Annotated in this window: 23 protein-coding genes; 14 read left to right on the top strand and 9 right to left on the bottom strand. The window is 67.1% G+C overall.

All coding sequences use genetic code 11. The annotated features are described in order from the left end of the window. Positions 1 to 2: 2 nt before the first annotated feature. Together UK23_RS51185 and UK23_RS49910 are read right to left on the bottom strand one after the other, a co-directional pair. Complete coding sequence (locus tag UK23_RS51185; protein WP_156212662.1) at positions 3 to 320, bottom strand: hypothetical protein; 318 nt, start codon at positions 318 to 320, stop codon at positions 3 to 5. Positions 321 to 450: 130 nt separating this feature from the next. Next, a complete protein-coding gene (locus tag UK23_RS49910) occupies positions 451 to 1,935 on the bottom strand; it encodes an AAA family ATPase (protein ID WP_196777579.1) in 1,485 nt (494 codons plus the stop codon). A gap of 233 nt (positions 1,936 to 2,168) precedes the next feature. Here UK23_RS49910 and UK23_RS01855 point away from each other — a divergent pair, with 233 nt between their 5' ends. Both UK23_RS01855 and UK23_RS01850 read left to right on the top strand, forming a co-directional pair. Next, positions 2,169 to 2,585, top strand: a complete 417-nt coding sequence (locus tag UK23_RS01855; RefSeq protein ID WP_196777578.1) for a hypothetical protein — start codon at positions 2,169 to 2,171, stop codon at positions 2,583 to 2,585. 111 nt (positions 2,586 to 2,696) lie between these two features. Next, entirely contained in the window at positions 2,697 to 3,068 is a 372-nt protein-coding gene (locus tag UK23_RS01850; RefSeq protein ID WP_156212660.1) for a hypothetical protein, read from the top strand. Positions 3,069 to 3,214: 146 nt separating this feature from the next. On the opposite strand, the gene UK23_RS51180 is transcribed toward UK23_RS01850, so the two are convergent. Further along, the gene (locus UK23_RS51180) at positions 3,215 to 3,622 is read right to left on the bottom strand and encodes a hypothetical protein (RefSeq protein ID WP_156212658.1); all 408 of its coding nucleotides are present in this window, start codon (positions 3,620 to 3,622) and stop codon (positions 3,215 to 3,217) included. 128 nt (positions 3,623 to 3,750) lie between these two features. On the opposite strand from UK23_RS51180, the gene UK23_RS01840 reads away from it, so the two are divergent. Beyond that, the gene (locus tag UK23_RS01840; protein WP_196777577.1) at positions 3,751 to 4,089 is read left to right on the top strand and encodes a hypothetical protein; all 339 of its coding nucleotides are present in this window, start codon (positions 3,751 to 3,753) and stop codon (positions 4,087 to 4,089) included. 98 nt (positions 4,090 to 4,187) lie between these two features. On the opposite strand, the gene UK23_RS01835 is transcribed toward UK23_RS01840, so the two are convergent. Continuing rightward, on the bottom strand, positions 4,188 to 5,276 hold the full coding sequence (locus UK23_RS01835; RefSeq protein ID WP_045309555.1) for a serine hydrolase domain-containing protein: 1,089 nt from the start codon (positions 5,274 to 5,276) through the stop codon (positions 4,188 to 4,190). Positions 5,277 to 5,712: 436 nt separating this feature from the next. Here UK23_RS01835 and UK23_RS01830 point away from each other — a divergent pair, with 436 nt between their 5' ends. Together UK23_RS01830 and UK23_RS01825 are read left to right on the top strand one after the other, a co-directional pair. Continuing rightward, positions 5,713 to 6,927 (top strand): saccharopine dehydrogenase family protein, encoded by a 1,215-nt coding sequence (locus UK23_RS01830; RefSeq protein ID WP_045309597.1) that lies wholly within the window; start codon positions 5,713 to 5,715, stop codon positions 6,925 to 6,927. Positions 6,928 to 7,114: 187 nt separating this feature from the next. After that, positions 7,115 to 7,816 carry a hypothetical protein gene (locus tag UK23_RS01825; protein ID WP_045309554.1) on the top strand — a complete coding sequence of 234 codons (702 nt, stop codon included), beginning with the start codon at positions 7,115 to 7,117 and terminating at the stop codon, positions 7,814 to 7,816. A gap of 50 nt (positions 7,817 to 7,866) precedes the next feature. On the opposite strand, the gene UK23_RS01820 is transcribed toward UK23_RS01825, so the two are convergent. Further along, the gene (locus tag UK23_RS01820; protein WP_045309553.1) at positions 7,867 to 9,312 is read right to left on the bottom strand and encodes an MDR family MFS transporter; all 1,446 of its coding nucleotides are present in this window, start codon (positions 9,310 to 9,312) and stop codon (positions 7,867 to 7,869) included. 321 nt (positions 9,313 to 9,633) lie between these two features. Here UK23_RS01820 and UK23_RS01815 point away from each other — a divergent pair, with 321 nt between their 5' ends. Further along, positions 9,634 to 10,752 (top strand): serine hydrolase domain-containing protein, encoded by a 1,119-nt coding sequence (locus UK23_RS01815; protein WP_045309552.1) that lies wholly within the window; start codon positions 9,634 to 9,636, stop codon positions 10,750 to 10,752. Between the two features lie 51 nt (positions 10,753 to 10,803). Beyond that, positions 10,804 to 11,496: a hypothetical protein gene (locus tag UK23_RS01810; protein ID WP_045309551.1), complete on the top strand. Its 693-nt coding sequence runs from the start codon at positions 10,804 to 10,806 to the stop codon at positions 11,494 to 11,496. Here the strand turns inward: UK23_RS01810 and UK23_RS01805 are convergent. After that, positions 11,461 to 11,934 carry a DUF6328 family protein gene (locus tag UK23_RS01805; RefSeq protein ID WP_045309550.1) on the bottom strand — a complete coding sequence of 158 codons (474 nt, stop codon included), beginning with the start codon at positions 11,932 to 11,934 and terminating at the stop codon, positions 11,461 to 11,463. The two genes, UK23_RS01810 and UK23_RS01805, sit on opposite strands and share 36 nt — an antisense overlap. A gap of 91 nt (positions 11,935 to 12,025) precedes the next feature. Here UK23_RS01805 and UK23_RS01800 point away from each other — a divergent pair, with 91 nt between their 5' ends. Further along, positions 12,026 to 12,571: a superoxide dismutase family protein gene (locus tag UK23_RS01800; RefSeq protein WP_045309549.1), complete on the top strand. Its 546-nt coding sequence runs from the start codon at positions 12,026 to 12,028 to the stop codon at positions 12,569 to 12,571. On the opposite strand, the gene UK23_RS01795 is transcribed toward UK23_RS01800, so the two are convergent. Further along, on the bottom strand, positions 12,568 to 13,239 hold the full coding sequence (locus UK23_RS01795) for a DUF4241 domain-containing protein (RefSeq protein ID WP_052684293.1): 672 nt from the start codon (positions 13,237 to 13,239) through the stop codon (positions 12,568 to 12,570). The two genes, UK23_RS01800 and UK23_RS01795, sit on opposite strands and share 4 nt — an antisense overlap. 121 nt (positions 13,240 to 13,360) lie before the next feature. Here UK23_RS01795 and UK23_RS01790 point away from each other — a divergent pair, with 121 nt between their 5' ends. The 6 genes from UK23_RS01790 to phoU all read left to right on the top strand — a co-directional run bounded on the left by UK23_RS01790 (position 13,361) and on the right by phoU (position 20,444). Continuing rightward, the gene (locus UK23_RS01790; RefSeq protein WP_045309548.1) at positions 13,361 to 13,885 is read left to right on the top strand and encodes a macro domain-containing protein; all 525 of its coding nucleotides are present in this window, start codon (positions 13,361 to 13,363) and stop codon (positions 13,883 to 13,885) included. Between the two features lie 10 nt (positions 13,886 to 13,895). After that, on the top strand, positions 13,896 to 15,020 hold the full coding sequence (gene dusB / locus UK23_RS01785; RefSeq protein ID WP_231114338.1) for a tRNA dihydrouridine synthase DusB: 1,125 nt from the start codon (positions 13,896 to 13,898) through the stop codon (positions 15,018 to 15,020). After that, the gene (locus UK23_RS01780; RefSeq protein ID WP_045309547.1) at positions 15,013 to 15,465 is read left to right on the top strand and encodes a hypothetical protein; all 453 of its coding nucleotides are present in this window, start codon (positions 15,013 to 15,015) and stop codon (positions 15,463 to 15,465) included. The genes dusB and UK23_RS01780 overlap by 8 nt, the downstream gene beginning before the upstream one ends. Positions 15,466 to 15,606: 141 nt before the next feature. Then, positions 15,607 to 16,455 (top strand): GGDEF domain-containing protein, encoded by an 849-nt coding sequence (locus UK23_RS01775; RefSeq protein ID WP_045309594.1) that lies wholly within the window; start codon positions 15,607 to 15,609, stop codon positions 16,453 to 16,455. Between the two features lie 302 nt (positions 16,456 to 16,757). Continuing rightward, entirely contained in the window at positions 16,758 to 19,706 is a 2,949-nt protein-coding gene (locus tag UK23_RS51175) for an LCP family protein (RefSeq protein ID WP_196777576.1), read from the top strand. A 72-nt stretch (positions 19,707 to 19,778) separates the two neighbouring features. Further along, the gene (gene phoU / locus UK23_RS01765; RefSeq protein WP_045309546.1) at positions 19,779 to 20,444 is read left to right on the top strand and encodes a phosphate signaling complex protein PhoU; all 666 of its coding nucleotides are present in this window, start codon (positions 19,779 to 19,781) and stop codon (positions 20,442 to 20,444) included. A gap of 7 nt (positions 20,445 to 20,451) precedes the next feature. On the opposite strand, the gene UK23_RS01760 is transcribed toward phoU, so the two are convergent. Further along, a complete protein-coding gene (locus tag UK23_RS01760) occupies positions 20,452 to 21,648 on the bottom strand; it encodes a hypothetical protein (RefSeq protein WP_156212652.1) in 1,197 nt (398 codons plus the stop codon). A 10-nt stretch (positions 21,649 to 21,658) separates the two neighbouring features. Beyond that, positions 21,659 to 22,435 carry a phosphate ABC transporter ATP-binding protein PstB gene (gene pstB, locus UK23_RS01755; RefSeq protein ID WP_045309544.1) on the bottom strand — a complete coding sequence of 259 codons (777 nt, stop codon included), beginning with the start codon at positions 22,433 to 22,435 and terminating at the stop codon, positions 21,659 to 21,661. Between the last annotated feature and the right edge of the window lie 2 nt (positions 22,436 to 22,437).

Genomic DNA, 22,437 nt, shown 5'->3' with positions numbered 1-22,437 from the left:
TTTTATACCTTCAGCTTGGATAGATCGCCACCACATCTCATCAAGATAATACCATAGGTTTTTCCACGATAGCGGACCTTAGCCTTCTCCAATGCCCGCATTTGCATCGTCTGCATTCGCTTATGCACCAGGACGGGAGCGAACTGCACTTCAGGCCCCGCCAGCTCGGAAATCAGATCGGCACCACTTTGAAGCTGCTGCCTTACATGATCAATACTGGCACCGCCACCCTTCAATTCAACAGCCAAAGCCAGTCTTCTGGCAACATCAATCTGCCAGAAAAAAATTAGGTCACACAGCTTCTCATCGTACGCATGCACCCTCTGATACGTGGTGCCACATATACATATCCACGAAGACTGATCCGAAGGAAAAGCGACCCTACACTGATTCTCCACAAATCTTCTCACCGCACAGCAATCACTATGCCGAGCCAGTTCCTTCGGCCACTCAGGACTGGGCATTCATCCGCCTATCCAGAGCAACAGTCTCATTGTAAAGATGCTCAGCAACCACCTCGAATCCGCTGTCGGAGATTCCTTCGGTGGGTGTCATTTCAAGGCTGGATACAATCGTTCCTGAACCTGCACTTCCAGGAGAGAAAAGGTAGGCATTAACCTTGGAAGCGTCCAACCTGATCTCATCACCAAAATCGACCGACGCAGCGCTTGGCTTCTTGAGAAAACCAGCAACAATGCAGTTATTTATTTGCTGCAAGAAAAACTCGCTGTGGCTTGTCAGGGCGACCGAAAGCCCTCTGTTGACTAGGCGCACCAGCAACCTCGCTAGGATGATCTGACTGGCCGGGTGAAGATGCGCCTCAGGCTCTTCGATAATAAGCAAATCCCTCGGCTTCAAGATGCTTCGCAGATATACAACCACCGGCGCAAGCTCTGAGACCATCGAGGAAGTGCGAGTCAGCGGAAAGTCTCCAGCCTCAGTTTCATACACAACTTCAGGATATCCACCTACGGTTTCATCAAGACGAATATTACCGTTCAACACCTCACTCTCTAGGTACTTGGCGTCTTGATCGAACGGGCTAGTGAAGTGCGGGTCGATCTCGATGAGTTCACTGAGGAAGTCCGTCACAACGCCACTCATTGACGGAATCCGCACGTCCTCCAGGCCCGCCAGAGAAGACCGCCTAATAAGCGTTCCAGCCAGAACTTTATGCGACTGCATCAGGCCCGACCTAGCAGCTGGCATGTACCGCGTATGCGCCGGAGCGTCCCTAAACAAAGCTCGTGCGATTTCTGTAGCTAGTTCACGAAGCAGGTAGGTCCTTGGAACTTCCCGAACCCCTACTCTGCGTGTCCTCATACGAGCCCATGCTCGCCTATTTACCGAGCTCCAGACTTCACGCAAGTCCGGGCTCGCGACGACCTCAATCTTTGGCCCGCGACTAAGCAGAGATATCTTAATTGACCAGTTAGGTCGTGCGCTAGAAACAGTCACAGACGCACGCTGCGGGCGATCGTGCACACGGCGTAGGCTGGCGGCAGCGGCCCCTGTAGCCCGCTCCAGCTCATCAACCACTGCTGCACCATATTGATGGAGGACCTGATCCAAGCGACGCTGAAGAATCTCTCGCAGCTTTTTCGGGACAGTTTCATAATCATGGATACTTGAGTCATCGATCGCCTCGTATAGGTACGCGCCAATTTCCGTTGCATCCTGATCAGAAAGCGCCAACATTTGCCTGATGGCCCGCACGGACCTGATTGGCAATTCGGACCCAGCGCGCGCAAGTGCGGCATACATCACGGTAGCCAGGAGCGACTTACCAGAGTTATTAGGGCCCATAAAAATTGTCATCGGCTTTATTTCGATGTTTGCCGACCTTACAGGCCCCACATTCGTTAGAGATACCTTCACGATTGCCAAGCCTTCCACAATCTCACGTTTGCCACCTTCAACGTAGAAGTCGGTCACGATCGCAACGTCCCGAACCAACGTGATCTTTGCGCAGTCTACGGCCGCTGACCACTTCCGACCTGCCACAACTGCCGAATTTGGCTCTACAGGATCAAGGCCGCCGCTGGCGGCACGCTCCGCGTGTACGGCGAACACCTTCCATCCCGGCACTCCCGGCATCCGCTTCGCTGCGCCGGTCGGCCGGGCGGCGCAGCGCGCCCATCCCAGCCGACGAGCTCACCCGTAGAGCCATGTCGGCCAGCAGCTCCTACGAGCGCCGTCAGGGTCACCGCGGACTGCTGGTCCTGGCGCTCGACTGCCGCGACGGCTGCGCCGCCTTGCCACCGATCAACGAAGCCCGCTCGGCGACCACGCGCTGGCAGACTGCTCCCATGAGCCACGCCGGTGTGTCCCGCGCTGATGTCGAGTCGCAGTTCGTGCGCCTCCTGAGTGGCGAAACGAGCCGCGACGAGGTGGACCGTTGGGCTGCGGCTCAGTTGACTGGTGACGTCAGCATCACCGACGTTGCGGTGCGAACGGCGATCGAGCGACTCCACGGTGTCGATCTCCGCCACGGACCCAACCTCCCCTACTTGCATAGCGATGAGCAGGTAACCGACTGGCTGACTGACTTCCGAACGAGCGCCACCCCGACGCCGCGAGCATGACAACGGCCGGCGGCGCTGCGTCAAGGCTGGAACGAGTACCTTGAGCCAGCATCACCGGCCGAGGTGAGCGATCTCGACTAAAGCATGGTCATGATTCCGCACAATGTCCCGGTGACCCTCTATCTCTGCGCGACCTGCGAGCACCCTCTCACCGGCGATCTCCTGGAGTCAGCGGCATTCCCGGCTGGCGATCACCTGTCCGACCATCGCATCGCAGACCCGCGGGTGGCGCAGGGCACCTACGCGATCAACTACAACGCCACGCTCTTCATCCTGCATCCTGACGACGTGCCAGGCACTGCTCTGCATCCCGACCGCAAGCGGCGCGCCGGTTGCTGCGGGCTTGACGGCCAAGGCGGCCCCAACCTCGTCTGTGCAAGCTGCAGTGCCGAGGTCGCCACCAAGGAGTCGGACTGCTGGACCGACAACCTCGTAGCGCTCATAGCTGCCGCAGTCGTCAGCCGTACGCAATTTCAGTCTTGAGCCGAACGCGATCGGCGACCCTAGTCGGGATGATGGCAGGGGTGCAGACGGCGCAGAAGGACCAAGATCATGATGCGCTCTAGTCTCGTAAAACGTCGATAAACGTCGCGAAGCGACTGTCCACGGTGCTCAGATCAAGAGTCCATTCACGCAGGTAGTGAGCACTGTCGAAGAAGATCAACGAACAACGCCAAGCGAGTGCTCTTACTCTTCGGGTTCAGGGTTCGAGTCCCTGGCGGCCCACCAGTTCGCTCTCTACGCGAACCCTCGGGGGCAGGTACCGGCAGGTCGGTGTCTGCCCTTTCAGGGTCCGGCTGAGGCACCCGGAAGACCGGGACCAGCCTGTCCGGGCTGAGGACCTTGACCTCAACCACCAGAGCTTCCATCAGGGCTTTCCACTGGTTGTGGTTCCCGGCGTCCAGCACCTCTGAGATGTGCTCGGTGACCTGATCAAGCAGTGCGGCGTCCGGCATGGCGGGTTCAGCGGTGAGCTCGTGCTGAAGCTCTTCACGGCGGGCGCGAAGGCTCTTCTGGGTGGTGCGGTGTTGCAGCATCCGCTGTTTGAAGGTCTCGTCGTCGGGGTCGAGCTTGCCGTCCTCGAACGCGTCGATGTAGCGGTCGACCTTCTGGTGACGTTGCTGAGGTCGCCTTCGATGACCTTCAGCTCGGCCTTCAGGTCGTCGTGGCTGGACTCGTGCTGCTTGATCGCGAGTTCGACGGCGCCGCGGATGAGTTGGTGCTGATTGCGGTAGAAGCTCGCGACGGCCTCCAGTACGGCGTCCCGTTTCCCGTCATTGTCGAGAAGCTGACCAACACGCGGTATGAACCGATGGGGATGACCGACGACCCCGAGATTCCGGAAGCCTCTTCGGTCATGGACTACGTGGTCCGACGCCTCGCGCTCGACTTCATGAGCTTCGAAGATCGCAGGAAAATCGGGATCTTCACGCCAGACGAACAATCCCAGATGCCCTCCGGAGATGCGAGCATCAGCCCGGACGTTCCGGCCTGGTTGTCGTAGGTTTGCCGGCGATCAATGACCTCGTGCGGCCCGTCGGTTCTGACGGGACCGTTCTGTCGGTCACGCGTTAGACAGCGGCAAGCCGGCGGCGTGGCGGTTCAGTCGGCGAGCCCGGCACCGACGATCGCCATGATGTGGTCTAGGTCGGAGCCCTGCCCGGTCGGGTTCAGCGAGTACACCACGCGGTGACGCAGGTTCTTCGTGGCGAAGAACCCGTTGTCCCAGCCAGGGCGGGAGCCGGTCTTGCCCCACGCGTACTCACCGCTCGAGAGTCGATAGCGCATCAGGCCGCCGACGCTGTAGCACGCCTCGGGGCCGAAGCAGTACCTCGTGTTGGTCGCCGCACCCTTCACGTCCGGCACGTGGAACAGCAGCTCCTGCTGGGCGGGCGGCAGCAGGCGGCCTCGGAACAGCGCGGTGAGGAAGCGGTCCAGGTCGGCGGCGGTGGAGATCACGCCGCCCTCGGCCCACGGATACGGGCTCTGCTCGGTCACGTCGTGCCCGCCGACGTACACCCGTGCGTGAGGAGAAGGGATCGTCGGATCGTCGGCGGCGGGGAGGCTGGTGTGCCTCAGTTTCAGTGGCCGGATGATCCGGTGCTGCAGCTCGTGGGTGAACGAGTGGCCCGTGACCTCCTCGACGAGCAGGCCGAGGACGAGCGAGTTGAGCCCGTTGTACTGCTGCTCGGAGCCAGGAGGGGGCGGCGCGCCGATGGTCGCGGCGAACGAGTCACGCAGGGCGTCGCGGGGCGCAACGGCCTTGAGCCACCACCCAGGACCGTCCGCCGGACCGGGGGCCGCGGCGGGCTTGGGCAGGCCGCTGGTGTGGTTGAGGAGCTGGCGCACAGTGACACCGTCGTACTCGCGGGGCATCAACCCTGGGACGTAGCGCCGTGCCGGTGCGTCAATGTCGACGCGGTGTTCGGCGGCGAGCTGGAGCACCACGGTGTTGGTGAACACCTTGGTGACGCTGCCGATCCGGAAGTGTGCGTTGGCGGTGACCGGACCGGCGGTGGCCCCCACGCCGTCCCGGCTGACCAGCGCGCCCGCCACCACGTCGTCGGGCAACCGATCCAGGACGCTCTGGACACCGGGACCCACAGATGTGGCGGCGGTCGCGGGGAACGCCGCGCCGATCGCGAAAGCGGTGGCCAAAGCCAGGGTGGCGGAGGCGCGGCGTGGGCGCATTGTGGGCTACTCCGGTGTGAGGGGATCTTGATGACGGCGTCGACTTTGCTGTGCCTGGCCGCCGTCGCCCATCGGTGATCACCCCGATCGTTCCCTGATCCGACCCCTGGGACCGCTGCGCATGAGTTCGTGCGGAAGGGCGGCGTCCGGCCGACCGTCGTCGAGTGGCAGCCGACGAGCGTCATGGACTCGCTCCCTCTTTACATCGAGCCGCCATCCCCTTGAAGCCCATTGGTTGGTTCCACGGGGTCCAACGGCCTTGATGGCTAGCTGCGGCCCCTGAGCTGCAACAACGGGGTTCTTATGCTGACCTGCGCGTCCCACCAGTTCGCTCTCCGCGCGAACCCGCACGACGACGACTGTTCTCAGCTCACCGAGGTAGACCGCCGCTACCCGACCGGCTGAGCCGCCGGCCCCTGGGAGCATGCTGGCGGGCATGGATCGTGAGCATGACGTCGTCCTCTACGGCGCCACCGGGTTCGTCGGGGCACTGACCGCCGAACATCTGGCCCGGCACGCCCCTGCGGGCGTTCGGATCGCGCTGGCCGGGCGGTCGGCGGACAAGCTGGCCGCCACTCGGGCCGGGCTCCCCCTGGCGGCGCGGGAGTGGCCGCTGGTTGTCGCGGACTCGGGGGATCCGGCCGCGCTGGCGGGGCTGGCCGCGTCGACGCGGGTGCTCGCCACCACCGTCGGGCCGTACGCGCGCTACGGGCTGCCGGTCGTCGAGGCCTGCGCGCGGGCCGGCACGCACTACGCGGACCTGACCGGCGAGGTGTTGTTCGTCCGCGACGCGATCGACGCCGTGAACGAGCTGGGCCGGGAGTCCGGTGCCCGGATCGTGCACGCCTGCGGCTACGACTCGATCCCGTCTGACCTGGGCACGTTGATGCTGCACGAGCAGGCTGAGGCCGACGGTGCTGGTCAGCTCACCGATGTGCGGCTGGTGGCGACCGTCAGGGGCGGGTTCAGCGGCGGCACGATCGACTCGCTGCGGGCGCAGATCGAGGCCTACGAGAGCAACCCGGGTCTGCGGCGAGTCGCTGCAGACCCGCACGCGCTCAGCCCCGACCGCGCTGCCGAGCCGACGCCGGGCCAGCCCCGTGACGCCGGGATGCCCTCCCGCGCCGCCGACGGGTCATGGCACGCGCCGTTCGTCATGGCCCCGTTCAACACGCGCATCGTGCGGCGCAGCAACGCCCTGCTCGACTGGGCCTACGGGCCGGCGCTGCGTTACGGCGAGGTCATGGGCACCGGGTCGGGCGTCACCGGAGCGCTCGCGGCGGCCGGCATCACCGGTGGGCTGGTCGGGCTGGTCGGCGCCATGTCGGTCAAGCCCGTCCGCGGCCTGCTCGACCGGGTGCTGCCCGCACCCGGCACCGGGCCCGGCGAGCAGGCCCGCGCGAAGGGCTGGTTCCGCTCGGTGCTGCACGCCACCACCAGTTCGGGGCGCCGCTACCGGGCCACGGTCGCCGGGCCGGGCGATCCCGGCTATGCGGCCACGGCCGTCATGCTCGGGCAGAGCGCCCTCTGCCTGGCTCTGGACGACCTCCCGCAGCGATCCGGCTCGCTCACACCGGCGACGGCCATGGGCCGTGCCCTGATCGACCGCCTCCGCATCGCCGGCCACACCTATGACGTCACGGCCGCCTGACTCGCGTCGGCCCGTGCAGGCGAACACACGGTGAGCCGGTCGCCCCTTTGGCCTGCACCGAGCGGTTCGCATGCTGATGCGTTAGGGCCGCTCCTGACGAACCCCCAGGTCACCGGCCTGGGCGTTTCGTCTTGCGGCGGGCAGAAACCGGATGCGTGGCCGGCATGAGCGGTGCCAGCCTGTCTGTGTGATCACGAGTGAGACGGCCTCTCTTCAAGCCGCTGCCCGGAACAACGCCGACTGGTGTGCGTCGGTATGCAGGTCCCACGGCATTCCCAGCACCTTTGGCGAGCGGGTGTGGCGCAGTGCGCGCCGCACGCCGCTGTATTACCCCGATGCCGTCACGTTGCTGGCTGATGCGGTGCCGAGCGACGTGCTTGCCGGCATCGACACGTCGCCCGGGTGCTCGATCAAGGACAGTTTCGCCGCCCAGGACTTCACCTCCCACGGCTTTGCCGAGCTGTTCACGGCCCACTGGATCTACCGGCTGCCAGAAGCTCGTCCGGCTTCTGGACTGCGGGCTGAGGAGGTTGGGACGGCTGCTGGGCTTCGCGCTTGGCAGAGTGCTTGGCACGGTGGGGATGACGCGCCCGATGTGTTCAGGCCTGCGTTGCTCGACGAGCCGGACGTGGTGGTGCTGGCTCTGCGTAGCGGTGAAGAACTTGCTGGGGGCGTTGTGTTGAACCGCGGTTCGGGCGTGGTCGGGCTCAGCAACCTCTTCGCGGTCGACGGCGAGGAGACGGCGGTTTGGTCGGCAGCGGTTGCGGCGGCTGCGGCACGTTGGCCTGAGCTGCCCCTTGCCGGTTATGAGCATGGGGATGATCTCGAGCACGCACTCGCGTGCGGGTTTGTCGCGCTTGGGCCGTTGCGCGTGTGGATGCGCCGCTGAAAAGAGAGAAGGCCCCCAGGTCGGCGACCTGAGGGCCTTCGAGTTCGAGCTCAGTGGGCGTGGGCCTCGGCATCGGGCGAGGTGGTGGTGCGGCTGGGCAGCATCACCGCTACGACGATCGTTGCCACGGCGATCACGGTGGCTACGACGAAGGCCAGCTTCATGCCGCTCAGCTGGGCGGCAGCGGCACCAACGCCGTCGGACACCAGGTGGGTGGCTCGGGCGGACATGACGGTCACGACGAGGGCGGTGCCCAGAGCTGCTGCCACCTGTTGGAGGGTGCCCAGGATCGAACTGCCGTGCGGGTAGAGGTCGGGCGGCAGAGCGCCCATGCCCAGGGTGAACAGCGGGGTGAAGGTGGCGGCCAGGCTCACCATCAGGAGGGCGTGCAGGCACAGGATCTGCCAGTACGGCATCGAGCTGGAGACCTGGGTGAAGCCTGCCAGGGAGAGGACCATGCCGATCGCGCCGGGGAGGACCAGCGGGCGGCTGCCCAGGCGGTCGTAGAGCTTGCCGACCGTGGGGCCGAGCAGGCCCATGGCCAGGCCGCCCGGCATCAGGAGCAGGCCGGTTTCGAGCGGGGTCAGGCCTCGGAGGTTCTGCAGGTACAACGGGAGCAGGATCATCGAGCCGAGCATGGCCAGCATGCCGATGCACAGCAGGACCAGTGCCAGGGTGAAGGTGCGGTTGGTGAGGGTGCGCAGGTCCATCAGCGGAGCGCCGGTGCGCTGCAGTTTGAGCTGGCGGAGCACGAAGAACGTGATGGTGGCGGCGCCTGCGACCACGAAGACCAGGCCCAGGTCCGGCTGGCGTTCACCGAAGAGGCTCAGGCCGTAGACGAGGCTGCCGAAGCCCAGGGTGGCGGCGACTGCGCTGTACCAGTCGATCGAGCTGACCTTCGGTTCGCCGATGTTGGTCATCTGGCGGAGGCCGAAGTACGTGACAGCGCCGGCGATCGGGAGGACGGCCACGAAGAGCAGGCGCCAGCTGCCCAGTTGGAGGATCAGGCCAGAGACGGCCGGGCCGAGAGCCGGGGCGACGGAGATGGCGAGGGTCACGTTGCCCATGACGCGGCCGCGGTCCTGTTCTGGCACGACGGTCATCAGGGTCGTCATCAGCAGCGGCATCATCACGGCGGTGCCTGCGGCCTGGACGATCCGGCCCACCAGCAGGATCGGGAAGATCGGGGCCGCGGCGCAGATGGCGGTTCCGGCCAGGAAGACGCCCATCGCGATCGCGTAGCCCTGGCGGGTGGTCACTCGCTGCAGGAACCAGCCGGAGATCGGGATGACCGCGGCCATGGTGAGCATGAACGCGGTGGAGACCCACTGCGCTGCCTGTTCGGTGACCTGCAAGGACTCCATCAGGCGCGGGATCGCGTTGATCATCAAGGTCTCGTTGAGGATCACCACGAACGTGGCCAGCACCAGCAGGCGCACCACCAGGGGTGTTCTGGCCGCTTGCGCGGTCGGGCGGTCTTGGATCGCTGCAGGCATGTCAGGCCCTCACTAGGTAGCTGGCAGTCGTGTCGCGGCCAAGGCCGCCGGCGTCTGGGTGACACCGGTAGAGACCGGTGGATCTGAAGCAAGTCATCGGTGCTGCCGAGTCTTCCTCAGATCCGTGCCGGTCTCATCCGAATTCCGCCCGCAGCGGACCGGATGCTTGTCCGTCTGCTCATACGTCGAACCGCGAGAGCTCGAATCGACATCCGGCTCACGCGAATCCGGGATCGACGGATGATCATGCGGCTGGCCCTACCCCAACAACGCCGGGAAGCTCCATGTTTCGCGAGGTCCGGAGCCGACAGGCTGATCGACATGAGAACCGCAGTTGTCACGATCATCGCCGCCGTCGCGGCTGCCGTCAGTGCGGTGCCCGCGGGTGCCGCACCTCAACTACCGCCGCCCAACGACGCCGCGCTGCGAGCCGCGATCAGCGGGTTGCCCAACCAGGAGACGACCGGGGCGCTGGTCAGGATCACCGGGTCGGCGGGTGCCTGGTCCGGGGTTGCCGGGGTGTCCGACGTGCGCACCGGTGCGCCGGTGCGAGCTGGTGGGCGCTTCCGGATCGGCAGCACCACCAAGGTCTTCACCGCTGTGATGGTGCTGCAGCTGGCCCAGGAGCGGCGGATCGACCTCGACGAGCCCGTGCAGCGGTATCTGCCAGGCGTGTTGCCGGCCGACTACCCGCCCGTTCCCGTGCACACGCTGCTCGATCACACGTCCGGCCTGCCGTCGGTGGACATCCCGGGGCTGACCGACCCGCGCTGGGTCCTCGAACACCGCTTCGAGCACTGGAGCCCGCGTCAGGTGGTGGACACCGCGTTGCGGCATCCGATCGACTTCCCGCCCGGCACCGCCCAGAAGTACACGAACACCGCCTACGTCACGGCCGGCATGATCGTCGAGAAGGTGACCGGACGTTCCTACGCGCGGAACCTGCGCGAACGGATCACCGGGCCGCTGGGTTTGTGCGACACCTATGACCCGGGAGACGACCCGAGCCTGCCCGGCGCGGCGGCGCGCGGGTATCTCGACGTGGACGGCGAGCTGGTCGACGCGACCGAGATGAACCAGTCGATTCCGGGCGCGGCCGGCGCGCTCGTCTCCACCGCCGAGGACCTGGACGGATTCATCACCGGCTTGTTCCGCGGCCGTCTGCTGGGCCGCGAGATGATGACGAGGCTCTTCACCGTTCCGGACGTGCCCACGTTCGGCGGAGGCGGTCCGGCGCTCTACAGCCAGGGCCTGATGAGGATCGTCGTGAACGGCGTCGAGGTGTGGGGGAAGACCGGCAGCCGGCACGGCTACTCGAGCGGCGTCTTCGCCACGCGTGGTCTGGAGCGGAAGCTGGTGTACTCGGTGAACCCGACGGTGAAGTCGGCGGACGGCCAGCCGTTGATCGTCCAGCAGATCGCCGCCGCGGCGACGAGCTGACTCGGACCGTGGTCCGATCCGCCGGGGCGCCGGCGGTGCCAACGTTCGGGCATGAGATTTCCTGGGGCGTGGGTTGGTGGAACGGCGTTGGTGCTCGGTCCGGTGCTGCTGCTGGCCGGAACGCTGGCGCGGTCGCCGTTCCACTTCTTCTTTCCGGACCAGCTGAGGGCCGCCGCGGAACATCCGGCACTCATGACGGCGGCCTACACCTCTTTTCTGGCAGGAAATGTGGTGATGTGGCCCGCGGTGGCGCTCCTCGTGCAACGGATCGGCGTCAGCAGGCCGGCGTGGGCGACCTGGGCCGGGATGCTGGTGACGGTCGGGTTGTTCGCGCGGACGTTCCACGCCGGGGTGGACCACGCGGCGTTCAGCGCCTCAAAGCATCTCGGTCTCGACCGAGCGACGGAGCTGGTCGCCAACGGGTACGGCGACCTGCACCTGTTCAGCTTCCTGTCGTTCACGATCATGTTCGGCTGGTTCGTGCTCGCGATCGCGGCCTACCTCAGCGGCGAGCTCGGCAAAGTGCGCTCGGTGGCGCTGGCGGCGATGGGACTGCTGCCGCTCGGCGTGTTGAAGGGCACTGAGGTGATGTCCATCGTGGGAACGGTCGGGCTGTGCGTTGCCTTGGTACCGCTGGGAATTCGCGTGCTGGCCGAGCAGAAGCCCACCAAACGGCAGGTGCTCATCGCGCTGCCGGCCACGCTCGGACTAGGGGCGCTTGCGGTACTGAGCACCTTTGGTTGAGATCGGCGCGGCGAACCAGAGACCGGTGAAGACGAGCAGGGCCAGCACGCCCACGACGATCGCTCCCCACGTCGGCAGGATGACCTCGGCCAGCAGCAGGACGGTCCCGGTCATGGCCAGCGCCAGGAACGCGAGGCCGACCAGGGCGAACGTGTTGCCCGCCTGGACCACCTCCTCGCGGCGGCCCTGGCGGAACAGCACGCGGTGCCACGCGGCCGGAGCGGTCAGGAAGGCCACCGCGGCCGCGGCGCACAGAACCGTGGCCAGATGGGTGACACGCACGTATCCGCTGATCGAGGCGTATTTGTCGGTGAACGCGATGGAGAGCAGGAAACCGAAGAGGATCTGCACGCCGGCCTGGGCCACGCGGAGCTCCTGGAGCAGCTCGTTCACGTTGCGGGCGAGTCTGCTCTGGTCGGATTCCTCGGCTTCGCTCACCGCGCAAAAGTACCCCGAAAGAGCCAGTTGAAACACTGAAACGCGTCTCAAAAATGGCGGAACAAAGCCGATACCACTATGCAAGAGATCCATGAAGACGTTCGCAGTCGCGGCAGCCGCCGTTCTCCTGTTCACGGGGACCGCACAGGCAGAACCCGCGCACGTGGCCCACGCGTCCGGCAAGTTCGAGAAGTACAGCGAGACGGCCAAAGCCGTCACGTACGACGAGAAGGTCCCGAGCGGAGCCAAGGTGCTCGTGCTCGGCGTGCCGACGATCAGCGGTGGCACGACGGTCATCCTGACGCTCAAGGGATTGCTGCCACACCGGGCGTACGGCGCGCACGTGCACGTCAACAAGTGCGGCAAGGAACCAGCAGCCGCCGGGCCGCACTTCCAGCACGTCGCGGACCCGAAGCAGCCGTCCGTGGATCCCGCGTATGCCAACCCGCACAACGAGATCTGGCTCGACGTGCACACGGACGGCAACGGGTTCGCGTACACCTCGTCCACTGTGGACTGGCAGTTCACCGACCGGCATGCGCAGTCCGTCGTCGTCCACAACGAACACACGCACACCAAGCCCGGCGAGGCAGGAACGGCCGGCCCGCGACTCGCCTGCGTCAACGTGGCCTTCTAAAAGCGGTTGATCACAAAAAAGTCGGTGACGAACGCGACCGGGTCGCCCGCGGTGTTGCGGCCGACCCAGGTCGGGTAGACCCCGTCACCCCACCCGGTCGAGAAGGCCACGACGTTCAGACCGGACTCGAGATCCGTGACGTTGGCCGGGCCGCGGCCACCGCCCACCTTGCCCAGAGCGTCGATGAGGTCGCAGTTGCCGGCCTCGTCGTCGCTCGCCAGGCGGTCGATCGCCGGAGCGGCCGAGAGGTCGAAGAACGCGCCGGTGCTCGACTTCACGTCGTAGCCGAACTCCTCCTGCATCGGCACGAGCTCGCCCGGCAGCACGGCCGGCGTCCACGAGTACGCGGGCTCGTCCTGCACCGTCACCTTGGCCGCGGCGACGCGATAGCCCTGGCGCAGATCCGGGTAGCCGTCGCCGTCCACCCACGAGACCAGGGAGACCGACACCGGGTACGTGCCCGGCGCGACCGTCTCGGTGAACGCCTCGGCATCCTCCGGCCACACCACGAACGGGTCAGCTGCCACGAGCCTGCCGGTCGGCAACGCCAGTTCGCCCACCTGCTGCACGGCCACGACCTGCTGTTCGCCGCCGCCGGTCGCCTTGCCGACTGGTCCGTCGACGAAGAACCGCTCGAACCCGGACCTGATCAGTTGAACCGCCCCCACGCGTAGGCCACCTCCAAGGGGCATGTTGGCAGAAGGCTCTGACACCCGATCGGGGCACCGGGGTGTTCGCGCTGCGTGAAGTCCGCCCGGACGGAAGTGCGCAGGTGCAAGGCTTCCTGGCATGGGGACGATCGAAGTTGTGCTGGGCGACATCACGGCCGAGGACGTGGACGCGATCGTGACGGCGGCGAACGAGTCGCTGCTGGGCGGCGGCGGAGTGGACGGGGCGGTTCACCGGGCGGCTGGGCCGAGGCTGGCGGAGGCCGGGGCGAAGCTCGCTCCGTGCGAACCGGGGAACGCCGTGGCCACGCCCGCGTTCGACCTGGCGCCGGTGAAGTACGTGATCCACACGGTCGGGCCGGTCTGGGAGGACGGCGAGCGGGGTGAGGACGAGATCCTCGCGAACTGCTACCTGAACTCGCTGAAGCTGGCCGCGGAGCTCGGTGTCGGGAGCATCGCGATCCCGGCGATCGCGACCGGCGTCTACGGGTTCCCCACCGGCCGAGCGGCACAGGTGGCGGCCCGGGCGGTGCGGTCGCTACCTGTCATCGACCGGATCCGGCTGGTGGCGTTCGACGAGGAGACCTGCGAGGCGCTCACCACAGCGGTCGCGCTGGGCGAAGATCACGGCAGGTCAGTGCCGTAACCTGAGGGGCGTGTCCGTTCCCTCCACCCTGAAGATCGGCCCGTTCGCCGTCGACCCGCCCGTCGTGCTGGCCCCCATGGCCGGTATCACCAACGTGGCGTTCCGGCAGCTGTGCCGTCAGTACGGGGCAGGGCTCTACGTCTGCGAGATGATCACGGCGCGGGCGCTGGTCGAGCGCGACGCCATGACCATGCACATGATCACGTTCGACGAGGGTGAGAACCCGCGGTCGATGCAGCTCTACGGCGTCGACCCGAAGAACGTCGGCGAGGCCACGAAGATGATCGTGGACGAGAACCTCGCCGACCACATGGACATGAACTTCGGCTGCCCGGTGCCCAAGGTGACGCGCAAGGGTGGCGGGGCCGCGCTGCCGTACAAGCGCGAGCTGTTCCGGCGGATCGTGCGGGCCGCGGTTCGCAACGCCGGAGACATGCCGGTCACGGTGAAGTTCCGCATCGGCATCGACGACGACCACCTGACGTACCTCGACGCGGGACGTATCGCGGCAGACGAGGGCGCACAGGCCGTGGCACTGCACGCGCGCACGGCGTCGCAGCGGTACTCCGGCAAGGCCGACTGGAGCAGGATCGCGCGGCTCAAGGAAGCCGTCACGAGCATCCCGGTCCTGGGCAACGGCGACATCTTCAGCGCGCAGGACGCCCTCGACATGGTCGCGGAGACGGGCTGCGACGGCGTGGTCGTCGGGCGCGGATGCCTTGGCAGGCCGTGGTTGTTCCGCGACCTGCAGGCGGCGTTCCAGGGCAACGAGATCCCCGAGGGACCGAACCTCGGCGAGGTCGCGGAAATCCTCCGCACACACGCGCAGCTGCTCGCCGCCCACTACGGCGAGGACAAGGGCCTGCGGGACCTGCGCAAGCACATGGCCTGGTACTGGCACGGCTTCCCGGTCGGCGGCGACACGCGCCGGGCGTTCGCGATGGTCTCGAGCCTGCAGCAGCTGGACGACCTGATCGGCCAGCTCGACCCGAGCATTCCCTTCCCGGAGAACGCGGAGGGGCCGCGCGGACGGCAGGGTTCCTCGGCCAAGGTCGTGCTGCCGGAGGGGTGGCTGGACGACCCCGAGGACGCGACGGTGCCGGCCGGCGCGGACGTGATGCACTCCGGTGGCTGAACGGGTCGCGGTCTTGCTGGCCTCGCTCGCGCTCCTCGCGGGCTGTGCCGGTCCGGTCGCGGGCACGGCACGACCGGTCCGGCTGACCGACGGCGGCAAGGCGAAGTTCAAGGAGTTCTACGAACACCTGAACAAGGCCGGCGACGAGGGTGCGTCCCAGCAGCAGAAGTTGTTGAAGGACACCCAACATCCGGACTTCCGGCAGAAAACGTGCGATCTTCGCGGCGCCACGATCAAGGTCGAGCCGACCTGGTCGACGCTTCGGGTGGACGCCGACTGGGCACCCCCTGGCGAGAAGGCCCATCCGCGCGGGGAGGTCTACGTCGTCGCGGTGACGGTCACGCTGCGCCAGGACGACGCGGTGATCGGCAGCCAGATCGGATCGCTGCACGTCGTGCTTCTGGACGACGAGGTGTACGGGTTCGCGCCCTGTCTCGGTGGCTGAACGGGTTGTTGATCACCCAAGCTCACTGGATCGGAGCAGCTGACGGTCAACCGGACGGGGGAAATCCCACCCCCACGCGTCCTTCTTGCTCAAGCGCTGCCTCTTAGGGGACGACACCTGGCAAGTAAGGAGGTGACCGCGATGACCGCGCTGCGACCCGAGATCGCAGAGACCCCGCAGGACGACGCCAGCGTCGACCGGCAGGGTCCTGGGCTGGTGGGGCTGCACGAGTCCATCGCGACGTTGCTCGCCTCCCGCGGCCAGTGGCGCCAGGCCTACCAGCACCTGCGTTCCGCTCTCGACCTCGTGCACGCCGACCAGGTCGAGGAGCCGCACGTTCCCGAACAGCTGCGCCGCGAGGTCGACCGGCTGCGCAGGGAGCACGCCGAGGCACGCGAGCAGAGCCTGCGCGACAGCCTCACCGACTCCTACAACCGCCGCTACCTCGACCAGCGGCTGATGGACCTGCTGGCCGAGCACGGCGCGTGCCGGCACGGGCTCGCCATCGCGTTGATCGACCTCGACTGGTTCAAACAGGTCAACGACAACTTCGGGCACCTGCTGGGCGACCGCGTGCTGCAACGCGTGGTGGAGCTGCTCCAGCAGGGCCTGCCCGAGGACGCTTTCTGCGCCCGCTACGGCGGCGAGGAGTTCGTGCTCGTGCTGCCGCGGGTGGACGCCGCGACGGCCGTGGAGATCGCCGAGGCGGCCCGCGAACGTGTCGAGCGTCACCCGTGGCAGGAGATCGCGCCGGGCCTGCGCGTGACCGTCAGCGCGGGCCTCGCCTACGAACCGCCGGCCGACGAGGCTCCTGAACGCCCGGCGGTGAGCGCCGAACAGCAGCTGCTGCGCGCCGACAGCCTGCTTTACACGGCCAAGCAGTCGGGACGTAACGCGGTGGCGTACCGTGCAGACGGACGGGTCCGTCTCGCAGGCGAGGCGTCTGGTCGGCGTGCCATCACCGAGACACGTGTTCTCGGTTACTACTGAGTGAGCTGGCTCACCCGTTCAGGGCAAGCGGACTGCGCGTAATCGCGTATAGATCGAAGCCGTATCACCCGGAGTGGTCGTCAGAAGTCGCCTACATCCGTAGTATCGCGGGCGCAACTGACACGCCCGGTGATGCAACCCTTGTGTCCCGGTCGTCGTCATCTCGTAATGACGAACCGCTACAGCTTCTGACCCAGAAGGGAGATTGGGTGCCCGACGACCCCCGACGTGGCGGCCCCTCTTCCCGTGGTGATCAGGATCCCCAGCAGCAGGACCAGCCGACCGGCCGTAGACGTCGCTCGATGGAAGGCTCTGGGGGCCTGAGCGTCTCGGACCTCATCGAGCAGCACAGCAGGACGAACATCCCCCGGCCCGTCCCGCCAGGCTCGCCCGACGCTCCCACGACAGGCAGGCGTGCCCTGCCTGACCCACCCGCACCCGCCACGGGCAGGCGTGCACTGCCCGTGGCGCCGGCAACGGGCAGGCGCGCTCTGCCTGATCCGCCTGTGCAGCAGCCACAGCAACCGCGGCAGCAGCCGCCCGTCGCTCACCGGCCTGGTGAGCAGACGGGTACGCGCCCGCGGCCGCCGATGGCCGACCAGGCGCCGCCGCGGCCCGCCCAGAACGGTGCCTACCCGCCTCCTCCTGGTGAGCAGACCGGGACGCGCCCGCGTCCCGACGCGACCGGGATGCAGCGCAGGCCGGTTCCTCCTGGTGAGCAGACCGGTCAACGGCCCATGCCTCCGAACGGCGCTCCCAACGGTGTGCCGAACGGTGTTCCGCGCAGGCTCGTGCCCGGCGACGCACCGTCGTCCAACGGCATCCAGCGCCCCCCGGCACCCGGGGACCCGCGCCGCATGCCTCCCGGCGAGGCACCGTCATCGAACGGTGTCCCGCGGCGTCCCGCGCCGAACGGGGTGCCAGAGGCGAACGGCATGCCCAGCGGCACGATCCGCCGCCCGGCGCCTGACATCAACGGCGCACCGCCGCGCAGGCTCGCTCCTGGCGACGCGCCGTCGCAGAACGGCATCCCGCGCCCGCCCGCTCCCAAGGCACCGGAAGCGCCGGACGCCGGTCCGCCCCGCCGCCTGCTGCCGGGTGAGGCGCCGTCGTCCACCGGCATTCAGCGCCCGCCCGCCCCTGGCGAGGGGCCTGATCGCCGTGCCGTGCCCCCGAACGGGGACCTGACCGGCAGGCATCCGATGCCGTCCCGCGCGGAGTCGAGCGGTCCCCGGCCCATGCCCCCGCGGGCAGAGTCGAGCGGTCCCCGGCCCGCGCCCGGTGGTGCGGCCATCTCCAACCGGCTCGGTGCTGCTCCCGCCGGACCGGCCGGTCCTGGTGGCCCCGCCGGTCCTGGTGGCCCTGCCGCGTCCCCTCCTGCGGCAGGCGGTGCCCCCTCGGCACCGAACAAGCCCGCTGCCGAGGAGCCCAAGGCCGACGCGCCCGGTCCTGAAGCCACCCAGATCGCCGCGGCGGTCGGGGTGGCCAAGGTCGAGAAGCGCGAGGACATGGACCCGATGTGCCTCACCACCGAGATGGAGGCCATCGGCGACGACGTCAAGAAGCGGCGCGAGGTCGACCACACGCTCGCGCGGTTCTCTGCGGTGCACGACGAACTGCTCGAGCAGGAGCGCCAGCGCAAGGAACGGCGCGCCAAGCTCATGCCGTGGGTCAAGGACGAGGACGAACTGGAGGAGGCGACCCAGTTCGCCGACCCGGTGAGCCTGACCGAGGGCGACGAGGAAGGCGAGAAGAAGATCGCCGGCCGCACGCCCCAGCAGCGCAGGTTGATGCGCGGGGCCAAGGTCGGGGCGATCGCCGCCGCGGCCGTGGTGTTCGTGTCGACCGGCTTCGCCTGGGCCGCGACGATCTACGCCGACTCCAAGATCCCGAAGATCGACGCGCTCGGCGGCAACACGCAGGCCGTGCAGCAGGCGGAGAAGCAGCTCGGTGACGAGAACTTCCTGCTCGTCGGCTCGGACACCCGGGCGGGCGCGAAGCCGGAGGACAACGTCGGCACCCAGGCCGAGGAGGGTGGCGCGCGGTCGGACGTGATCATGCTCGCGCACATCCCCGCGGACCGTAAGCGCATGGTCATCGTGTCGCTGCCGCGCGACGTGCGGGTCGACCGGCCCGCGTGCCGCAGCTGGAACCCGGACAACGGCCAGTACGGCGGACCTCTCGCTCCCGAGAAAGAGGTCATGGCCAACTCCGTCTACGGCAGCGGAGGGCCCGAGTGCGTGGCCAACATGATGACGCAGCTGTCCGGCCTCAACATCAACCACTTCGTCAGCATCAACTTCAGCGGCTTCCGCGAGATGTCGACGGCGATCGGCGGCGTGACGATCTGCGCGCCCAAGGCGATCAAGGACGACGAGCTCGGTGTCGTCATCGACAAGCCGGGCAAGTACACGCTCAAGGGCGACCAGGCCCTGTCGTACGTGCGTGCCCGCAAGGTCGCGGGTGACGTCGGCGGAGACTTCGACCGCATCAAGCGGCAGCAGGGTTTCCTGTCGGCGATGCTGCGCCAGGCGTTGTCGAACGAGGTGCTGCTGAGCCCGACCAAGCTCAACAACTTCATCAACGCGCTCACGACGTCCACGGTCGGCGACAACATCGGTGTCGCACAGCTGCTGGAACTCGCGAACTCGTTGCAGAGCCTGGACGCCGGCCGTGTTTCGTTCGTGACGATGCCGCACTGGACCGACGAGGGCCCGACGAAGTCGAACGACGACAACATCGAGCGACTGCGGGACGACGACGTCAAGAAGCTGTTCCAGACGATCATCGACGGAACGCCTCTGCCGCAGGAGAAGCCGGTCGAGTCGAAGCCGGGTGACCAGAACAGCACGCCGGTCCAGCCCGGCACGGTGGTCGACCCCAAGACGGTCTCCGTGCAGGTGCGCAACGGCGACGAGTCCAACCCCGGTGGAGCCGGTCGCACGTCGACCGCGTTGCAGGGGCAAGGGTTCAAGGTCGTCCAGGTCGGTGACTCGGCGCCTGAAGCGAAGACCACCATCAAGTACGCGAAGGGCAACGAGAACAAGGCCGCAACCCTCAGGGCCGCGATTCCCACCGCGGAACTGGTGGAGGCGCCCGAGATGGGCGGAGCCCTCCTGCTGACCCTCGGCGCGAACTTCGACGGCAAGGTCGCGGCACCGCAGGCGGGTACCCAGGCAGGCACCAACCAGGGACAAGCGGGCAACGATCTGTCCATTGTGAACGCGGCACAGGACCCCTGCGCGAAGTGATTCGCCTGGGGTTCACCTCGGGTTCATCCTGGCATGTCGCTGCCGCGATGGTCGGGACGTAGGCTGGGCGCCATGCGCGAGGCCTACCATGACCAGCTAGAAGAGCTCGCCGGACGACTGGCCGACATGACCGGCATGGTCGCGGCGGCGATGGAGAACGCGACCGCCGCACTGCTGCAGGCCGACCTCGGCCTCGCGGAGCAGGTCATCAGCGGTGACCAGAAGGTCGACGACGTCCGCTCCAGCATCGAGGAGCAGTCGTACGCGCTGCTCGCGCTGCAGGCACCGGTCGCGACCGACCTGCGCACCGTGCTCGCGGTGATTCACGCCGCCGAGAGCGTCGAGCGCATGGGCGACCTGGCGCTGCACGTGGCGAAGGCCGCGCGACGCCGCCACCCGGCGTCCGCCGTGCCGGCGGACGTCCAGCCGTACTTCGCGGAGATGGGCCGGATCGCGGTCAAGCTCGCCAAGGAGGCGGCCGAGATCATCCGCCACAAGGACGTCGACCGCGCGCGCAACCTCGAAGAAGAGGACGACGCGATGGACGACATCCACCGCCACCTGTTCTCGGTGATCATGGACAAGGAGTGGCAGCACGGCGTCGCGTCCGCAGTGGACACGACGCTGCTCGGCCGCTTCTACGAGCGCTACGGCGACCACGCCGTGTCGGTCGCCAAGCGCACGGTCTTCGTCGTCACCGGCCGGATGCCCGGCTACGGTGGCGACGAGAACCTCTGAGCCTCGATCAACGAAACTGCCCATCGCGTTCTGCCGCGAGCTCCGGATCGGCGTAAGCCTCGGAGAACTCGGCGAGCACGGTGGGCAGTTCTTCGTCCCACTCCTCGAGGGCTTGCTCCCGCGGCAGATCCCGTGCCTCGACGGTGAAGTACGCCCACGCCCGCGCGATTTCCGGCAGCAGCGCCAAATCCTCGTCCGAGACGTGCACGCGCGCGGCCAAGTTCATGATCAGCACAGCGGTGAGCGAGGCCGGCCCGTACTCGACCGGGTCGCGGTTCTGTTCCACCGCAGCGGAAGCGACGAGCTGAGCGAACGCCCGCGCCGCCTCGACGTCAGCGATCCCGTGCTCTGAAGCCAGGAACGCCGCGACGACCTCATCCGTCCTTTCCGGACTGATGGCGGGAATCTCGTAGTCACCCGGCACCAGCAGACTCACGCGCGCCTCGGCGAGCGCCATCAGCTGAACGGGGTGCAGAGCCTCCTCGTCGTCGCCGATCAGGCTCTCTTCGGCTTCGTCGTCCGGACCGTCGGACCAGAACTGCTCGACGTCCGGCCACAGGCGGTCGAACACCTGCTCCGCGGTCAGCGGCGTGATCTGGTTGCGGAACGCCTGGGGCGTCGAGGAGATCATGTCCTCGAGCAACGCGATCGTGCCCTCGTCCGGCGTGGAGAACAGCTCGATCGAGGTGGCGCCGAGCACCGGCTGTCGCATGAACATCATCGTCTCGGGAACACCCGCGCGGTCCTGGGTGAACGCGATGACCTCCACGTCCCCCAACAGGTTCGTGACGAGGAAGGCGTCGCGGAACACCGGCAGCGCGCCCGGCGAGTACCACTCCGGATCCTCGACACCCTTGGCCGCCAGGTCGTTCGCCGCGGTCGTGACCATGGCCCTGAGGTCGGCGTCGCCCACGCCCGACAGCGCACGAAGCGCGGTGAGCGCCTCCGGCTGCTCGATCTCGCTCAGGGCGTCGACCATCCGGCCGTACTCGGACGTGAAGGCCTCCAGCCAGTCCTCGAACCGCCAGGCACCGAGCCACAGCGTGCCGAACAGCTCGCTCGCCCACGACTCGGCCAGCAGCCACGACTCCGAACGCAACGCGGCCGCCGACTCCAGCAGCGGTGCGTAGGGCGACTGCTGCTGAGGCCGGCGGCCGGGTGCCTTGCCTTGCTTCTTCTTGCGGCTCTTGCTTTGCGGGCTCACGCCCAGCAATTTAGCCGAAGCGACCGGAGATGTAGTCCTCAGTCGCCTTCTGGCCGGGGTTGGAGAAGATCTTCTCCGTGTCGTCCACCTCGATCAGCTGGCCCGGCTGACCGACACCCAGCAGGTTGAAGAACGCGGTCTGGTCGGACACGCGCGCGGCCTGCTGCATGTTGTGAGTCACGATGACGATCGTGTACTCCTTCTTCAGCTCCGTGATCAGGTCCTCGATCGCCAGCGTGGAGATCGGGTCCAGCGCGGAGCAGGGCTCGTCCATCAGCAGGACGTCCGGCTGCACCGCGATCGCGCGGGCGATGCACAGACGCTGCTGCTGACCACCGGAGAGGCCGCCGCCCGGCTTGTCGAGGCGGTCCTTCACCTCGTTCCAGAGGTTGGCGCCGCGCAACGAGCGCTCGGCGACCTCGTCGAGCTCCTTCTTGTTCTTCACGCCCGCGAGCTTCAGACCCGCCACCACGTTGTCGCGAATGGACATCGTGGGGAACGGGTTCGGCCGCTGGAACACCATGCCGATGGTGCGGCGCACCTCGACCGGGTCCACAGTGGACGCGTAGATGTCCTCGCCGTCGAGCAGCACCTTGCCCTCGACGCGCGCGCCGATGGCCACCTCGTGCATGCGGTTGAGCGACCGCAGCACGGTCGACTTGCCGCAGCCGGAGGGGCCGATGAACGCCGTCACGTTCTTCGGAGGTACCTGGAGCGAGACGTTCTCGACGGCGTGGAACTTGCCGTAGAAGAGGTTCAGGTCCTTGATGTCGAGTCGCTTGGCCATGT

The sequence above is a fragment of the Lentzea aerocolonigenes genome, assembly GCF_000955955.1.
GTDB classification, from domain to species: Bacteria; Actinomycetota; Actinomycetes; order Mycobacteriales; family Pseudonocardiaceae; genus Lentzea; species Lentzea aerocolonigenes_A.
This window is presented reverse-complemented; position numbering and strand designations above follow the sequence as displayed.

Excerpts from the sequence above, each read along its gene's own strand:
- UK23_RS01855 (WP_196777578.1), top strand. The coding sequence starts at position 2,169 with ATGTCGGCCAGCAGCTCCTACGAGCGCCGTCAGGGTCACCGCGGACTG.
- UK23_RS51180 (WP_156212658.1), bottom strand. The coding sequence starts at position 3,622 with ATGCTGCAACACCGCACCACCCAGAAGAGCCTTCGCGCCCGCCGTGAA.
- UK23_RS01835 (WP_045309555.1), bottom strand. The coding sequence starts at position 5,276 with ATGCGCCCACGCCGCGCCTCCGCCACCCTGGCTTTGGCCACCGCTTTC.
- UK23_RS01830 (WP_045309597.1), top strand. The coding sequence starts at position 5,713 with ATGGATCGTGAGCATGACGTCGTCCTCTACGGCGCCACCGGGTTCGTC.
- UK23_RS01820 (WP_045309553.1), bottom strand. The coding sequence starts at position 9,312 with ATGCCTGCAGCGATCCAAGACCGCCCGACCGCGCAAGCGGCCAGAACA.
- UK23_RS01815 (WP_045309552.1), top strand. The coding sequence starts at position 9,634 with ATGAGAACCGCAGTTGTCACGATCATCGCCGCCGTCGCGGCTGCCGTC.
- UK23_RS01810 (WP_045309551.1), top strand. The coding sequence starts at position 10,804 with ATGAGATTTCCTGGGGCGTGGGTTGGTGGAACGGCGTTGGTGCTCGGT.
- UK23_RS01800 (WP_045309549.1), top strand. The coding sequence starts at position 12,026 with ATGAAGACGTTCGCAGTCGCGGCAGCCGCCGTTCTCCTGTTCACGGGG.
- UK23_RS01790 (WP_045309548.1), top strand. The coding sequence starts at position 13,361 with ATGGGGACGATCGAAGTTGTGCTGGGCGACATCACGGCCGAGGACGTG.
- UK23_RS01775 (WP_045309594.1), top strand. The coding sequence starts at position 15,607 with ATGACCGCGCTGCGACCCGAGATCGCAGAGACCCCGCAGGACGACGCC.
- UK23_RS51175 (WP_196777576.1), top strand. The coding sequence starts at position 16,758 with ATGGAAGGCTCTGGGGGCCTGAGCGTCTCGGACCTCATCGAGCAGCAC.
- phoU (WP_045309546.1), top strand. The coding sequence starts at position 19,779 with ATGCGCGAGGCCTACCATGACCAGCTAGAAGAGCTCGCCGGACGACTG.
- pstB (WP_045309544.1), bottom strand. The coding sequence starts at position 22,435 with ATGGCCAAGCGACTCGACATCAAGGACCTGAACCTCTTCTACGGCAAG.